12 protein-coding genes are annotated in these 15,461 nt (G+C 65.7%); 7 read left to right on the top strand and 5 right to left on the bottom strand.

Translation table 11 applies throughout. The annotated features are described in order from the left end of the window. Positions 1 to 244 precede the first annotated feature (244 nt). The 5 genes from panB to CS1GBM3_RS12585 all read left to right on the top strand — a co-directional run bounded on the left by panB (position 245) and on the right by CS1GBM3_RS12585 (position 6,137). Positions 245 to 1,138 carry a 3-methyl-2-oxobutanoate hydroxymethyltransferase gene (panB, locus tag CS1GBM3_RS12605; RefSeq protein WP_072395712.1) on the top strand — a complete coding sequence of 298 codons (894 nt, stop codon included), beginning with the start codon at positions 245 to 247 and terminating at the stop codon, positions 1,136 to 1,138. A gap of 173 nt (positions 1,139 to 1,311) precedes the next feature. Continuing rightward, entirely contained in the window at positions 1,312 to 2,070 is a 759-nt protein-coding gene (locus CS1GBM3_RS12600; protein WP_072395710.1) for a tetratricopeptide repeat protein, read from the top strand. A gap of 23 nt (positions 2,071 to 2,093) precedes the next feature. Then, complete coding sequence (locus CS1GBM3_RS12595; protein ID WP_072395707.1) at positions 2,094 to 3,500, top strand: outer membrane protein assembly factor BamB family protein; 1,407 nt, start codon at positions 2,094 to 2,096, stop codon at positions 3,498 to 3,500. 35 nt (positions 3,501 to 3,535) lie between these two features. Next, entirely contained in the window at positions 3,536 to 4,423 is an 888-nt protein-coding gene (locus tag CS1GBM3_RS12590; protein ID WP_072395705.1) for a hypothetical protein, read from the top strand. Positions 4,424 to 4,634: 211 nt separating this feature from the next. After that, positions 4,635 to 6,137, top strand: a complete 1,503-nt coding sequence (locus CS1GBM3_RS12585; protein ID WP_072395703.1) for an inorganic phosphate transporter — start codon at positions 4,635 to 4,637, stop codon at positions 6,135 to 6,137. Here the strand turns inward: CS1GBM3_RS12585 and CS1GBM3_RS12580 are convergent. The 5 genes from CS1GBM3_RS12580 to CS1GBM3_RS12555 form a co-directional block, all read right to left on the bottom strand. Continuing rightward, complete coding sequence (locus tag CS1GBM3_RS12580; protein WP_171946491.1) at positions 6,107 to 6,640, bottom strand: NUDIX hydrolase; 534 nt, start codon at positions 6,638 to 6,640, stop codon at positions 6,107 to 6,109. The genes CS1GBM3_RS12585 and CS1GBM3_RS12580 overlap by 31 nt on opposite strands. A gap of 303 nt (positions 6,641 to 6,943) precedes the next feature. Continuing rightward, positions 6,944 to 8,206, bottom strand: coding sequence for a flavodoxin-dependent (E)-4-hydroxy-3-methylbut-2-enyl-diphosphate synthase (ispG, locus tag CS1GBM3_RS12570; RefSeq protein ID WP_072395700.1), 1,263 nt, complete (start codon positions 8,204 to 8,206; stop codon positions 6,944 to 6,946). Positions 8,207 to 8,292: 86 nt separating this feature from the next. Then, the gene (locus CS1GBM3_RS12565; protein ID WP_072395698.1) at positions 8,293 to 9,096 is read right to left on the bottom strand and encodes a metal ABC transporter permease; all 804 of its coding nucleotides are present in this window, start codon (positions 9,094 to 9,096) and stop codon (positions 8,293 to 8,295) included. Continuing rightward, positions 9,093 to 10,001 carry a zinc ABC transporter ATP-binding protein ZnuC gene (znuC, locus tag CS1GBM3_RS12560; protein ID WP_072395697.1) on the bottom strand — a complete coding sequence of 303 codons (909 nt, stop codon included), beginning with the start codon at positions 9,999 to 10,001 and terminating at the stop codon, positions 9,093 to 9,095. Before znuC ends, CS1GBM3_RS12565 begins: the two co-directional genes overlap by 4 nt. 12 nt (positions 10,002 to 10,013) lie before the next feature. Then, positions 10,014 to 10,520: a Fur family transcriptional regulator gene (locus tag CS1GBM3_RS12555; protein WP_072395696.1), complete on the bottom strand. Its 507-nt coding sequence runs from the start codon at positions 10,518 to 10,520 to the stop codon at positions 10,014 to 10,016. Between the two features lie 271 nt (positions 10,521 to 10,791). Here CS1GBM3_RS12555 and CS1GBM3_RS12550 point away from each other — a divergent pair, with 271 nt between their 5' ends. Further along, positions 10,792 to 11,955: a thiolase family protein gene (locus tag CS1GBM3_RS12550; protein WP_072395695.1), complete on the top strand. Its 1,164-nt coding sequence runs from the start codon at positions 10,792 to 10,794 to the stop codon at positions 11,953 to 11,955. Between the two features lie 205 nt (positions 11,956 to 12,160). Beyond that, positions 12,161 to 15,445 carry a hypothetical protein gene (locus tag CS1GBM3_RS12545; RefSeq protein ID WP_072395694.1) on the top strand — a complete coding sequence of 1,095 codons (3,285 nt, stop codon included), beginning with the start codon at positions 12,161 to 12,163 and terminating at the stop codon, positions 15,443 to 15,445. Positions 15,446 to 15,461: the final 16 nt, after the last annotated feature.

Genomic DNA, 15,461 nt, shown 5'->3' with positions numbered 1-15,461 from the left:
TTGGTTCTGGCTAGGATTAAGGATGCGGGCCTAAGGCTTGGTTAGTCTGGAGCAGAAAAAGTACCAGACATTGCGTGTGCGGGCGAATCAGTGACGCGTTGCAGATGCGATCGCGCGGTCTGTGTTGCCGATATTCAACGTCTCTAAGCCCTGGTTCTCATTGACGCTGCGCGAAGCCGCGGGTGGCGCCCAGGGGCTGGGCGGTCTAGATTCCTGGAAAACATCCACGGGAGATGCCGGACATATGTCGCTCCACCCGCTCACGCGCCGCCTGATGGCGCCCGACATCACCGCCATGAAACGCGTGAAGCCGATCATCGCGCTCACGTCGTATCACGCGCATACCGCCGCGATCGCCGATAAGTATTGTGATTTCCTGCTGGTCGGCGACAGCCTCGGCATGGTCATGCACGGCTTCGAGACGACAGTGCCGGTAACGCTCGACATGATGATCGTGCACGGTCGGGCCGTCGTGCGCGGCGCAAAGCGGGCGCTGGTGGCGATCGACATGCCGTTCGGCTCCTACGAGGAGAGCCCGTCGGTAGCGTTCCGGAATGCCTCGCGGGTCATGAAGGAGACGGATTGCGGGGCGGTGAAGCTCGAAGGTGGGCGGCGCATGGCGGAAACGACGCGCTACCTCGTGGAGCGCGGTATTCCGGTGATGGGCCACATCGGGCTCACGCCGCAGTCCATCAACGTGATCGGTGGCTTCAAGAGCCAGGGGCGCACCCGCGATGAGTGGGCGGCCATCGAGGACGATGCGCTTGCTCTGGCGGATGCCGGGGCCTTTGCCGTCGTGCTCGAGGCGATGTCGGCGCCGCTCGCGTCCCGCATCACGGATGCCATTCCCATCCCCACCATCGGTATCGGGGCCTCGTCCAACTGCGATGGGCAGATCCTGGTCATGGAGGACATGCTCGGGCTGTCGCCGAGGGTGCCGAAATTCGTCAAGAAGTTCGGGGCCGTGGCCACCGCCATCGAGGATGCGATCCGGTCCTATGCCGAGGAGGTGGGTGAGCGCCGGTTCCCGGCTGCCGAGCACACCTATGCCATGAAGGAGGAGGCAAAGCGCACGCCTCCGGGCTTCCCTCAGGGCCTGGCGCCAGTCACGAAAAAGCCGAAAAAGCTCAGCACTTAAGCAAGATATGTTGGGGAAGGTCGGGAGGTGTCCTCTCGCACATTTGCTCTTGCGGGTGCAGCCGGGCTATCTAGCGGGTCTCATCGGGCCCGAAGGTCCGGCAGTGCCGCTAGGTCGAAGCGTCGGTCCGCAGCGGTCTGCCTAGAAAAACAACGGTTGAGGCACGAAGCTTCATGGTCGACAAGAACGATGCGCTGTTCCGCGAAGTGAACGAGGAACTGCGCCGCGAGCAGTTTGCAAAGCTCTGGGAACGTTACGGAACCTACATCATCCTGGCTGCCGTTGCGGTGATCGCCGCGGTGGTGGGCTCTCAGCTTTGGGATGCGCACCGCGCCGCCAACGCCAACGCGGCAGGGGCTGAATTCGAAGCAGCCAATGCGCTGCTCGACTCCGGGAAAACCGAGGACGCGGCCAAGGCTTTCGGCGAACTGGTACAGAGCGGCCCCCAGGGCTACGCGTCTTTGGCCGCCTTATCGCAGGCGGGAGCCTATCTCAAGCTCGATAAGCGCACGGAAGCGCTCGCGGTTTTCGACAAGCTCGCCGAGGATGCGTCGGCCGACAGGCTGCTCGCCAACTTCGCGCGGCTGCAGGCGGCGTCGTTGAGGCTTGGGGAAGCCGACTTTACCGAGATGCAGAATCGGCTCACCCCTTTGATCAGTGACGACAGCCCGTGGCGCTTTACGGCGCGTGAGCTGCTCGGCACGGCCGCGTTGAAGGCGGGGAACATCGACGAGGCGCGCAAGACACTCGCGCCGCTGCTCGCTGATAGTGGATTGGGGCAGGCTGCAAGCGAGCGCGTCCATCGCCTGATGGCTAAGATCGCCACAGCGGAGCTGGGAGCGTCCGATAAGGCGCCCGCGGCCGAGCCGGCACCGGCGGCGCCCGAGGCGGGCGCCAAACCAGACGCAGAGAAACCCGCGTCGGCTCCCTGAGGTCGACGCCCGGAGACAGCTACATGGCGCGTGATCGCTTGGGCCGAGCTCGAACCTGCGGGGCAATCCTCCTCGCGGCGGGTGCGATGCTCGGTGGCTGCTCCGACAGCCTGCCGAGCCTGCCCAAGGTCAGCGAGCTCAACCCGTTCAAGGAGACGGAGCCGCCGTTGCCGGGCAAGCGCATTCCCGTGCTGCCGGCGCAGGAGCGCAACGTCGGCGAGCTTGCCGAGGCGTCGGGGCCCATCGTACTGCCGTCGCCGCAGCTCAACGAGGCATGGGCGCAGGCCGGTGGAACGCCGAACAACGCGCCGGGGCACCTCGCGCTTTCCGGCAGTAACCTGAAGCAGGCGTGGAGCGCCAGCGCCGGCCGCGGCACGAGCAAGGTCGGGCGCGTTACCGCGAGCCCCATCGTCTATGACGGCCGCGTTTTCACGCTCGATGCCGACGGCGCGGTCAGCGCCTTCTCGATGTCGGGCGGCTCTTCGCTTTGGAAGACCTCGCTCAAGCCAAAAACGGACAAGCAGGGCGCGAGCAGCCTGTCGGTTGCCGCGCAGAACATTCTCTATCTCACGGCCGAGGATGGCGGCGGCTATGGCGGCGGCGTCGCCGCCGAAGGCGGCCGGATCTTTGCAGCCAGCGGCTGGGGCTCCGTCGTGGCGCTCGATCCAGCCACTGGCAATGCCATCTGGGAAAAGAACCTCGGCATCCCCGTCCGTTCGGCGCCGACCGTCGCTCAGGACCGCGTCTTCATACTGACGGTCGAAGGGCGGCTTTACTGCCTCTCGACCATCGATGGCGCAGAGCTCTGGGTCGTGCGCGGCTTGCCGCAAACAGCGAGCCTGGGCCTCAACGCCAGCCCGGCCGTGGCGGAAGACGTCGTGGTCGTGCCCTACTCGACCGGCGACGTTGTTGCGATCCGCGTTTCAGATGGCAGCGGCCTGTGGTCGGAGAGCCTCGCGCGCTCGCGCACGACCTCGCAACTCGCATCGATGAGCGATGCGGCTCGCCCCGTCGTCGACAACGGTACCGTGTTCGCCATCGGCCACGGCGGACGCATGGTGGCCACCGCAGCCAAGACTGGCGAACGGCTGTGGTCGCTCACCGTACCCGGCACGCAAGCGCCGTACGTCGTGGGCGACAGCGTGTTCGTGGTCGATACCTCCGGGCTGCTAATGGCGCTCAATCGGACCGACGGGCGCACGAAGTGGACGACCAAGCTCCCGGGCTCAACGACCTGGGCCGGCCCGGTGCTGGCCAACGGCATGCTTTGGCTGGCGTCGAAGGACGGGCAGCTCACGGCCGTGGATGCAACGACAGGGCGTGTCGGCGGGCAGATGTCGGTCGGCGGCGCCGTGTACGTTCCGCCCGTCGTTGCGCAGGGCCAGATGTTCGTGCTCAGGGACGACGCCACGCTCGTGGCCTTGAACTGACCGCGCAGCTTCGCGGCGGTTCACCGGGATCCCGCATGCCTCAGGACGAACAGCTACCCCCTTCCGACAAGGCGCGGGCGAAATCCACCTCGCTTGGCTGGCCCGATTACGTGTTGCGCGGGGCGGTGGTTGTCTCGCTGGCGATGCTTCTCATGCATCTGTTCGGCAGCGACGACGAACGCGAGGCCGCGGTGCCTTGGGCTGTCGCTGAGCATGAACCTGCCGAGAACGGTCTGCCGGTGCTCGCCGCCCATGCGGAGGCGGTGTGGGCACGCGTTGCGCTCGTGCTGGGCAGGCTCGGTCATCTCGACGGCAGCGACACGTCGGCGCTTCCCCATATTCGCACGGCGCTTAAGCGTTACCAGCACACGGTCGGGGTGCGCGAGACCGGCACGCTCGACCAGGAGCTCCTGAACCGCCTTTTCGACGAGCCTATTGATCTCGATCCGTACATTGTGCGCGGCGCGGCGGTGCACGGCCGCTGGTTCCTCGTGATGGGACCGGAGCGCTGCGAGATCTCTGCCGGCGCGAGCCGTATCGACGGTCGGGTTCTGGTGACGGAACGTCCCGTGCTGAGGTTCGGCCGCGAGCGGCAAGTGATGCGTGATGACGAGATCGACATCGATCTCGGGACAAAGGGACAGTTCGAAGCCGCCACGCCGGTCGTGGTTTCGGCCGGTGACAAGCGCCTGCCGCTGCGGGCCGGCGGAGGCAAGATCGCGATGGCTCTGGAGCCGCGTTCTGCGTGGCTGCGAGAGATCGTGCGTGCACTCAGCGCTCACGAGGGAGAGGTGCAGATGAGCGGTGCCTCGGCTCTGGGTGGCCCGCTCACGCTGTCATTTCCGACCGCTGGGTTCGAGGCGGCCTATCGGGCGATGGCCTCGACATGCGGCGCGGGAGCTCTCGCCTGGATCGAGGGGTGAGGGTGGGGCGGGGCTAGGCCGTGACCATGACGCCTCGCCCGTGAGGGCCAGCCGGTGTCCGAATTTCGGTGAGGTCACGTCGGAGTTTGACCGTAAGCGATCATCCTGCCTCGCAGAACGGAAGGTGCGAGCGCGCTGAGTGACAGTTTTGTGACAAGACGGCGTTTAGATGCTAGCTCGCTCCCGGCGCTGAGGGAGGACCGGGCACGACATGGGTAAGCCGTCACTCGATAAAGATCTGAAAAAAGTCGGACATCTGGAAAAGGCGACGGGGAGTCTCGCCCAGTCGCTGGCCGCGCCCGGCCTGCTCGCCGTCTTCATGGCCGGCTCGATTGTCACCGCCAGTCTCGCGCTCGGAGACAGTTCGCACACGCTACTTGTCGTCTTCGCTGCGGTGGTTGCCGCGTACATGGCGCTGAACGTCGGCGCCAACGATGTCGCCAATAACATGGGGCCTGCGGTCGGCAGCCGGGTGCTGAGCATGGCGGGTGCAATCGCCATTGCTGCGATTGCGGAGACGGCTGGGGCGATCTTGGCCGGCGGGGACGTGGTCAATACCGTGGCGAAGGATCTGATCGTCAAAGACCACGGGCTCGCAACGGACTCGTTCATCATGGTGATGATGGCGGCGCTCCTGGCGGCGGGAATGTGGTTGCATCTGGCGACCTTTCTCGGCGCGCCGGTTTCGACGACGCATTCCATTGTCGGCGCGGTGCTGGGCAGCGGGGCGATGGCGGCCGGCGTCGAGGCGGTGAACTGGGCAGTGATTGGCAAGATCGCGGTGAGCTGGGTGATCTCGCCGGTGTGCGGCGGGCTGATCGCGGCGTTTCTGTTGGGATCGGTGAAGTGGCTCGTCATCTTCCGCGACGACCGGATCATGGCGGCGAAGCGGTGGGTGCCGATCCTGGTCGCGCTGATGGCTGGTGTGTTCTCCATGTACATGGCGAGCAAGGGGCTAAGCCGGATCTGGAAACCAGATGCCATTACGGTGTTGGCGTTCGGCGTGGCGTTTTTCGTGCTGGGCTATGCGGTGTCGCGGCCGCTGGTGGTGCGGCGGGCTACTGTGATCGCGAACACGCGCAAGGACGTGGCCGGGTGTTTCAACGTGCCGTTGATTTTCGCGGTGGGGCTGTTGTCGTTCGCGCATGGGGCAAACGATGTGGCAAACGCGGTGGGACCACTGGCGGCGATCGTGTCGGTGGCGCAGACGGAGGCCGGCGTTGAAGCTCAGGTGGCGTTGCCCATGTGGGTGCTGGCGATCGGTGCGCTCGGGATTTCGCTGGGGTTGACGCTATTCGGACCGCGACTGATTAGGACGGTGGGTGAGAAGATCACCAAGATGGATCCCATCCGGGCCTATTGCGTGGCGCTATCGGCGGCAATCACGGTGCTGGTGGCCTCGGCCATGGGGCTGCCGGTGTCGTCGACGCACGTCGCAATCGGGGCGGTATTCGGGGTGGGATACCTGCGCGAGATCCTGACCAACAAAGGCGTGCCGAATCTGGCGGTAAAGCCGCGGTCGGTGTTTCTCAAGCCGTCGCATCTGAACGGCACGCCGGAGGAGGCGATCCTCAATTACGCAAAGCGGGAGAAGAGGCGGCTGGTGCGACGGCAGTACGTGTTCGGAATCGCGGCGGCCTGGGTCGTGACGGTGCCGGCGGCGGCGCTGCTGGCGGCGGCGCTCTATGCGTCGATGCGGTGGGTTACGGGCTGAGTTTGGGACACCACGCGGCGGCTGAACATGGTCGCGAGGTCGGTGAGGGCAGGATCGGCAAGCAGGTGCTTGGCCTCGCGGAGCAAAACCCAATGCCGCTGGCGACTGCCCTGCTCGGGCCAAGTGTCATGCTGCCGAGTGACGCGGAGGGGATAGAGATCGACCTCGATGACGCGGCGCCGCATGCCCTTCTTGATGGTGCGGTAGGTGCCGATAGGCTCGTGTTCGACGATGCCTTCGACGCCGGCCTCTTCGAGAGCCTCGATCTCGGCCGAGCGCCACGGCGTTTCTCCTTCGACCACGGAGCCCTTCGGCACGATCCAACGGCCGGTGCGGCGCGACGTGACGAGCAGAAATACGATACGGCCTTCGATGACGGCGTAGGGCAGCGCACCGACTTGCCTTGTCGCATCCGGCGAACGCCAGCGGAGAAAGAGCTGATCGAGAACATACTGTGCGATGTTTGGCATGAGGTGAGGTGCGGCCTTTCTTGAGCGCAGCACTCTACCCTTCCACCTCAATGGCACAAGCCTATGTGTGCGGATTGGCCCAGCTTTCCGTGCGGAATGCGCAGCTGACGCCTCTGGTGGCGAAGCCTCTGGGGATGGCCGAGACAGGCGATCTGTGGAGGTGCACGGTCGGTGTGCGCGAAATGGATACGCCCGATCTGGCGCTTTTGAACGCACACGGGGCATCGGGCCCGAGCCCCATGATCATCTCGTCGAGCGTGTCGCTGTCGATTGGCTGAGGCCGGTTTCGCGGAAACAGGTCGCGCTTCCAGTAACTCTTCGGACATCCGCCTTCCGCTAACCGCTGGCGGCCTCGCGCTTTGCGCCGACGCCGAAGCGGCGCTCGATGTAGTCCTCGACGAGGGTCTTGAAATCCGACGCGATGTTGGGGCCGCGCAGCGTCATCGCTTTCTTGCCGTCGATGAAGACGGGAGCGGCTGGGCTCTCGCCCGTGCCCGGCAGCGAGATGCCGATGTCGGCGTGCTTGCTCTCACCGGGGCCGTTCACGATGCAGCCCATGACCGCGAAGGTCAGCGTTTCGACGCCAGGATAGCGCGTCTTCCAATCCGGCATGCGGTCGCGGATCATGGTTTCGACGTCGCGCGCCAGCTCCTGGAACACGGTCGACGTGGTGCGTCCGCAGCCGGGGCAGGCGGCCACCACCGGAACGAACGAGCGGAAGCCCATGGTCTGCAGGATCTCCTGGCCGACCTTGACCTCCAGCGTGCGATCTCCGCCGGGCTCGGGCGTCAGCGAGATGCGGATGGTGTCGCCGATACCCTCCTGCAGCAGAACGCCGAGGGCGGCGGTGGAGGCGACGATGCCTTTCGAGCCCATGCCGGCTTCGGTGAGACCGAGGTGGAGCGCGTAGCGGCAGCGTTCGGCGAGCATGCGGTAGACGGCGATCAGATCCTGCACCGCCGAGACCTTGGCCGAGAGAATGATCTTCTCCGAACCCATGCCGAGCTTTTCGGCCTGCTCAGCGGAAAGCAGCGCCGACTGCACGATGGCCTCGTGCATGACTTCGCGCGCGTCTTTCGGATTGGGCTCAGCCGCGTTCTCGTCCATCAGCCGCGTCAGCAGCTCCTGGTCGAGCGAGCCCCAGTTGACGCCGATGCGCACGGGCTTGCCATGCTTCAGAGCGATCTCGATGATGTCGGCGAACTGGCGGTCCTTCTTGTCCTTGAAGCCGACGTTGCCGGGATTGATGCGGTATTTGTCGAGCGCTTCGGCGCAGGCCGGGTTCTCGGCAAGAAGCTTGTGGCCGATGTAGTGGAAGTCGCCGACGAGGGGCACGCGCACGCCGCGCTTCAGGAGCTGCTCCTTGATGTGGGGCACGGCTTTGGCCGCCTCGTCTCGGTCGACGGTGAGGCGCACGAGCTCGCTGCCGGCGCGCGCCAGTGCGGCCACCTGGGTGACGGTGGAGGTCACATCGGCTGTGTCGGTGTTGGTCATCGACTGCACGACGACGGGCGCTGCGCCGCCGACGACGACGCCGGCTACGTCCACAGGTACGGACCAGCGGCGGGAAGCAATGGGCGAATCCGGGGCGTCGGTCATTGGATCATTCAGAGCCATGCTTCTCATGTAGCCGAGGTTCGTGACATCTGCCAGCGGGGGCGGGCTAGGGCGCGCCGCCGCAGCCCTTAATTACGGCGGCCTAATGCGGCCGAGCCCACCGAAAGGCCCGCAATCACGGCCATGAAGAGCACGATCGAGGGGCCGCCGGGTACGTCGAAATTCAGTGACAGCGAAATGCCGAGCAAGACGCTCAGCGCCGCGATAGCGGCGGCAAGGACGGCCATGCGCTCGGGCGTCGCGGAGAGCGGCCGGGCGGCGACGGCCGGCACGATCAGGAAGGCGATGACGAGCAGGGCACCTACGATCTTGATGGCAATGGCGATGGTCAGCGAAAGGAGCACGATGAAGATCGCTTTGACGACGTCGCGGTCGACGCCCTCGGCCGAGGCCAGCTCCTCGTGCACGGCGAGGCGCAACATCGGCTGCCAGAGCCAGGCGAGCACCGCCAGCACCAGCGCGCCGCCGCCGTAGACCCAGTAGAGGTCGCTCGTCGTCACGGCGAAGAGGTCGCCGAACAGGTAGCTCATCAGGTCGACGGCGGGGCCGCTGAGGCCAAGCGTGAGAATGACGCCGAGCGCCAAGGCGCCGTGGTGCATGAGGCCAAGGATGGCGTCGAGCGGCACGATCTTCTGGCGCGAGAGCAGGATCAGGATGCCCGCGACGAGGAGCGTCACGAAGATCACCGGGGCCGTGATGTCGATGCCGAGGAAGAGGCCGAGCGCGATGCCGATGAGGCTCGCTTGCGAGACGGTCTCGCCGAAGTAGGCCATCCGGTTCCAGATGACGAGCGAGCCGAGCGGGGCTGCGACGACAGCGAGCGCCAGCGCAGCCGCGAACGCGCGCAAAACGAACGGCTCCAGGTCGATCACTTCTGTCCCCCCGTGGCGGAGCTATCGGAGGGCGTGGCGGTGTCGCCCGCCAGATCGTGGCGGTGATCGTGATGGTGCTGGTAGACGGCGAAGTTGCGCGCTTGCTCGGCGCCGAAGAGCCGCACGTATTCGGGGTGCTGGGAGACGGTCTCCGGCACGCCCGAGCAGCAAACGTGACGGTTGAGGCAGATCACGCGGTCGCTCTGGGCCATGACGACATGCAGGTCGTGCGAGATCAGGAGCACGCCGAGGCCACGGCTGTCGCGTAGGCGGCCGATCAGACCATACAACTCCGCTTCGCCCACATAGTCGACGCCCCGCACCGGCTCGTCGAGAACGAGAAGGTCGGGATCGTTCAGCAGCGCGCGGGCGAGCACGACACGCTGCAGCTCGCCGCCCGACAGATCGCCGAGCTGCTGGCTGGCCACGTGACCGGCGCCGACCTCCTTCAGAACGTCAGCGATGCGGTCCTTGCGTGCGCCGTCGCCGAGGGCGAGGAAGCGCGCGACTGTCATCGGCAGCGTGCGGTCGATGTCGAACTTCTGGGGCACGTAGCCGATCTTGAGGCCGGGGCGGCGGCGGACCGATCCTCCGTCCGGGCGCTCGAGGCCGAGCAGCGTGCGCACGAGCGTGGTCTTGCCGGCGCCGTTGGGGCCGATCAGGGTCACGATCTCGCCGGCGTGAATGTCGATGTCGATGTCGGAGAGGATGGTGCGGCCGGAGCGTACGACCTTGAGGCCGCGGGCGCCGATCAGAGCTTTGGGATCGAACGGCGGCGGGTGGTGCTGATGCCCGCAGCACGTTCCGGAATGGTCATGGGTGTGTGCATGCGTGGCCGCGTGCTCACGCGCCGACGCCGCGGAGGTGGTCTCAGACCCCTCGGTCTCTGCCTGACGATCGCTCATGCGCGATGAGCCTTACCCCTTGCCTTCCGCCTTGCAGCGCGGACAAAGGCCCTGAACCTCGACGAACTTAACACGAGGCGTGAAGTTGGCGCCAATGGCCGCCTCGCTGATCAGGTCGAAGATGTGCTGGCCATCGACCTCGCCGACGGCGCCGCACTTTTCGCAAGACAGGAACAGCGGACGGCGCCCGGTGCGATGGTCGAGGCGGCGGCAGGCAAAGAACGCGTTCTTGCTCTCGAGGCGGTGGATAACGCCGGCCTCGAGCAGGGCGTCGATGGCGCGGTAGATCGAGATCGGGGCGACGCGCGTGCCCTTGTCGGCGAGGCGGGCCAGGATCTCGTAGGCGCCGATCGACGAGTATGTCGAAGCGATCTCCTCGTAGACCATTTGGCGCAGCTTGGTGAAGCGCAGGTTCTTGGCCGCGAACTCTTCGCTGGCCCGCTCCACAGCCTTGGCCAAGCGGCGGCCGCTGGGCTTTTCAACCGTCGGAAAGATGGTGGGGGCTGTCGTGTCGGACATGTCCTGCTGCCTGCCGGATCCTGTTGTTTCGTTACACAATATCATGGGACGCGGCACTGCCTAGAGAAATCCTCCCGGGAGGATTTTCGCCCGATGAATTGATCGTGATCTAATGTGTAAAGCGGCATGGTGGCGGGGCGTCGGAAGTGTAAAGCGGAAGTATTGAAAGCACCTGCTTTTTGCCATGTTTAAGTCGTTACTGGCTCCGTAGCGCGCCTCAGGGGATTTTGGGGATATGCGCGCGCTTTGATGCTCGCTGCGTATTTTGTCTATGGCATTTGTCCCCTCCTACATTGTTGCCGCCCGGCGCACGGCGCTCGGCCGTATCGGAGGATTGCACCGGTCGCGCCGCATCGCCGACCTTGCCGCGCCCGTGGTGCGGGCGGCGCTGGCGGACGCGGAGATCGACGCCTCCGAGGTCGACGAGCTGATCGTCGGCAATGCGTCGGAAGGCGGTAATCCGGCGCGGCTGATCTCTCTTGCGGCCGGTCTGCCGGAGACGGTCGCCGCCCATTCCATCGATCGTCAATGCGCTTCGGGGCTCGACGCTATCCTGGCCGCGGTTCGTCTCGTGCAGGCGGGAGATGCGGATGTGGTGGTGGCCGGCGGAGCCGAATCGCTCTCCACGGCGCCCTGGCGCGTTGCCAAGCCGCGCAGCCTCTACCAGCTTCCGCAGTTCCTGCGGGTCGACCCCGCAGGGGCCGACACCGCCGACGCACCGGTGCCGTTCGAGGCGTCGGAGCATCTGCCACGGCGGCTCGGCATCTCCAGGGCGCGGCAGGACGCGGTAGCGCTGCGCTCCTTCCTTAAGGCCGAGGCAGCCCGTGAGGCGCGCCGCTTCGTCGGTGAGATCGTGCCGCTCCGGGGTAACGCCGAGGAGGCGCGCGACCAGAGCGTGGTCGAGCCGGCGCTGGAGGACCTTGCCGAGATGACGCCGTTCACACCGCCTGACGGCACGCTGACCCCCGGCAATACCAGTAGCCTGCACGACGGTGCTGCGTTCGTCGTGGTGGTCAGCTCCCGCGTCTGGCGAGCACGCGGCAAGCCCGGCGCGCTGGTGCTCCGGTCGGCGGCCGCGCTCGGCGTCGCGCCGGGCTGCGATGGTGAGGCGCCGGTTGCAGCCCTCCGCAAGCTCTACGACCGGCTGAACGGTTTTCGGCGCGATGAGGTCTCCGTCTTCGAGCTGAGTGAGAGCTCGGCGGCGCAAGAGATTGCGATGGCGGATCTCTTGGAGATCAATCCTGATCTCATCAATCCGGATGGGGGAGCGATTGCGCGCGGGCATCCGCTCGGCGCGGCGGGCGCGGTTCTGGCCGTGCGGCTCTTCTCGCGTCTCGTTCGCGCACCGCAACCGGACGCGGGGCGCTACGGCGTTGCGACGCTCGGTGCCATCGGCGGGCTTGGGCTTGCCGCGTTGTTCGAGGCGGCGCGATAGCCATCGCTGCGTCCTACATAAGGCACGTCGCGACGGATCGCCCCGCGTTGCAGCGTTTTATCAGACGACATTAATTTGCCGTCATGTGATTGGCGCGCCGCAATCCCGCCGCGATAAAGGCTGGGAATGGCACTAAGGAAGTATCCATACGGGCGGCGTGCGCCCGCGCTTCGTGCGGTCAGGAGCGTTACAGGGAACCTGAGAAATGGGTTGGGACGTCAAGGCCACTGCTGACGGGGTCGTTCAGTCACTTCCAACACTGCCAAACATCACGCAGGACATTTCGGCGTCTCAGGCGGCGAACTGGATCATCATGGCGCTCATGGTGTTCGCGATCGCCGCGGCGCTGGTGCGGGTTTTGCCACGCGTATGGGCCGCAGCCGAGAAGGTCTTCTTCACGAACTGGCGATTGGCGCTGATTGGCAGCGCGGCGCTTGTCATGTCGATGGCCAGCGGTTGGGTCACGTGGGACGGAATGCGGAACTTCACTGGAGAGTCCGTGCTCTCGGCCATGTTCACCTTCGGTATCCAAGCGGTCATGCTGATCACCGCGTGGCTCATCGGCGAGAGTTTTGCCACCGGAATGAACCAGATGCGCGGCCGCTCCCAGCGTTCCGTGAGCCCGCCGATGATTGCGCTTTCGCTGCTTGGGCTTGCGTTCGTGCTGACGGCCGTCGTGGCGGGTATCGTTCAGTTCGGCATCTCGAACGACCAGTTGTTCTTTGGTCTTGCCGCGGCCGGGCTCGTTCTGCTTGCCGTCGCCGGCATCATGATCTTTTCAAAGAGCGACGTGGTGCGGCCCTATACTCAGGGTGTCAGGATCATCGCCAAGAATGCCATGCTGTGGGTGATGTTCCTGGTCTGTATGTCGACCAGCGTCTTTTTCTCGTTCGACAGTCGGTTCAACGTCGTCTTCCCCCAGGACCAGCGCGCGCGCGCCGCCGAGATACGGGCCAAGAATCAGGTCGCCGGCGTTGTTGCTGACGTCGGCGAGACGATTTCCAGCCGCCGGATAACCGAGGCCGAACGGCTGTTTCATAGCGAGGGCTGGCATGCCTACGAGCAACAGCTCGGCGCGCTATCGAAAGCGTCGGAAGGGGCCGAGGCCGAGATCGAGGCACACTTCACGCGCCAGATGGAGGCGCATCGCGCTTCGATCGCTGAGCAGCAGGAGCGCATTGCGACCGCGACCAGCGGACAGGCCGGGCTCGCCGGCAAGAAGGTGACGCTCACCGATGAGCTGTCGCGCCTCAAGGCGGAGCGACCGGGGCTCGCGGCGGACCTTGCGACCAAGAAGTCCGAGCTCGACGGCCGCGCGCGCGAGGTCGATGCTAAGCGCGTCGAGGCGATGGCGGAGGACAAAGGCGTCGAAGGTTCGCTCAAGGTGGGCAAGGGACCGATCTATCGCGAGCGCATGTCAGAGCTCGGTCGGCTTCGCGACTACTACAAGATCGGGGAAGAGCGTGTGAAGGACGCGCAGAAGCGCCTCGATACGGTCGACACGCGCATTACGCAGATCGAGCGGGAGCTGGCCGGTGTCGATGGCGAACTGGCGAAGCTCAAGGGCGAGGCGGTGACCGCCGAGCAGCGCATTACGGCGGCGGAGTCGTCGCAGCTCGGGCAGGAAGGTCAGAAGGTCGATCCGGCGCGCGTGCGTGGCTCCTTCGAGCGGGCGCGTGCGGAGTTCCGCCAGGATCCCTCGGCCGAGAAGCTCGGCTCGCTGCATCAGCACTGCGTGCAGCTCTACGATGCCATGATCAGCACGGCCGCCACCAAGGAGCGCGTGCGTGACATCGATTGCGATCCGAAGCAGGCGGTGGAAGCGGCGGCTGCCGTGTTCGCGCTCAACACGGGTCTCAAGGTGTTCGCGGCGAACTGCGCGGGCGGCGAGAAGATCCCGACCGTGGGCGGTGTCGATCCGCTCCTCGGCTTCGGGCGCAACTGTCTGCGCGACTCGGGACTGCCTAGCGCGGATGCCAATACGCTCGGCGAGCGCCTGTCGTTCATCGATCTCAACCGCGACGACAAGGCTCACAACTTCGTCGTGACGCTCAACGCGTTTCAGGACGGTAACCGGCTGGCCTATCTGGCGCTCGCCATCGCCATCGGCATCGATAGTCTGATCTTCATGACCGGCCTGTTCGGGGCCAACGCGGTGCGCTCGCCGCTCTCGGACGTGCCGTCGATGAAGGCGCGGAACTCGCAGGAGCTCAACGCCATGATCGAGACGGCGCTGCTTCCGGACACGTTCCGCAAGGCGCGCCTCGTCTCGCAGGCCATGCATCCGATCGAGAACGTCGAAGGCTATTCGAACGAGGTCAGGCTCGACGAGCTGGACCCGGAGACGGCTGTGCAGGTGCGCGACGTTCTGAACGCCGGCGCCATCATCGGCGCAGTGCGGCGTGGCAACGAGCCCGGGCATTACCTGGTGCGCTCGGAGCTTCTGGAGTTCCTCAACACCGTCATCAAGCGCGAGCTCGAATCCAACCGCGACAAGGCGGAGCGCGGGCTGATCATGGATCAGCTCGAGGACCAGGTCGTCGTGGCACTGCTGCCTCATGTGGCGGACAATTGCGAGGCGGTTCTGGCCGAGCTTGTGCCCATCGACGAGGCAGAAGGTTTCACGGCCGAGTTGGCACTCGGCGAGGCGCCGGAGGAGTCGCGGCCCGTAATCCTCAACGTCTTGAACAGCGGCGCGACGTTCAACGTCGTGCAGCGCGACCGCAAGCGGCCCGATACCTATTTCGTGCACAAGGATCTCTACAAGACGCTGGCGCGCATCCGTGCGCGCGAGGTCGGCCGGGCAGGGCCGCGCGTTGCGCAGATCGGAAGCGTACAACGTGCGAAGGTTGGTTTTGGTGGCTCGCTGACGCCGAAGCCGCAGGCGATCGCCGATCACACGCGGCAGGCTGGCCCCGAAGATGCCAGCGATCCCGAGCCGGTCAGCTACCTTGCGGCGCTGGTGGAGTCGCTCGGCCTTCAAGGCGAGTCCTTCACGGCTCTCTCGGGCTCGGCCTATGAAGCGGCTCGGCTCGCGGGCGACGCGATGCTGGCCTTGAGACAAGCCAATCGGCTTCTTGATCAGGAGCTTGGTGCGCGTGACCAGCATGTGCACGCGCGCCTGGAGCGTGCCTTTGCCCACCTCGAGACTGCGCTCGAGGCGGAGGAAGGGCTGCGGCGTCAGCAGCTCGCCGACGCGTTCGAAGAGGTGGAGCAGAACTGGAACGTGCTCATGCTCCTGCCGCAGGGGCCCTACGAGGCGGTGATGGCCGATCTCGTCGATCAGCTCGAGCCCGACAGCGGCGCGGGCACGCTGCGCGGAGATGAGCAGGTGCTTCTCGCCATGGCGCGTCGGGTGCATCAGGCGCTCGTCGCCAATCCGCGCCGCACGGACCGGGATTGGCTGCAGCTCGAGCAGCAGCTTCAGCTCGTGGCGCGGGCACCGACGCAGCAAGTCGCGACGGGCGACGTCAAGCGCACGCTGAATTAGCCGCGTGCCGTAGCTG

The sequence above is a fragment of the Hyphomicrobium sp. CS1GBMeth3 genome (assembly GCF_900117455.1).
Classification (GTDB): domain Bacteria; phylum Pseudomonadota; class Alphaproteobacteria; order Rhizobiales; family Hyphomicrobiaceae; genus Hyphomicrobium_C.
Note: the sequence above shows the minus strand (reverse complement) of the source record. Positions and strands in the feature narration are given on the sequence as shown.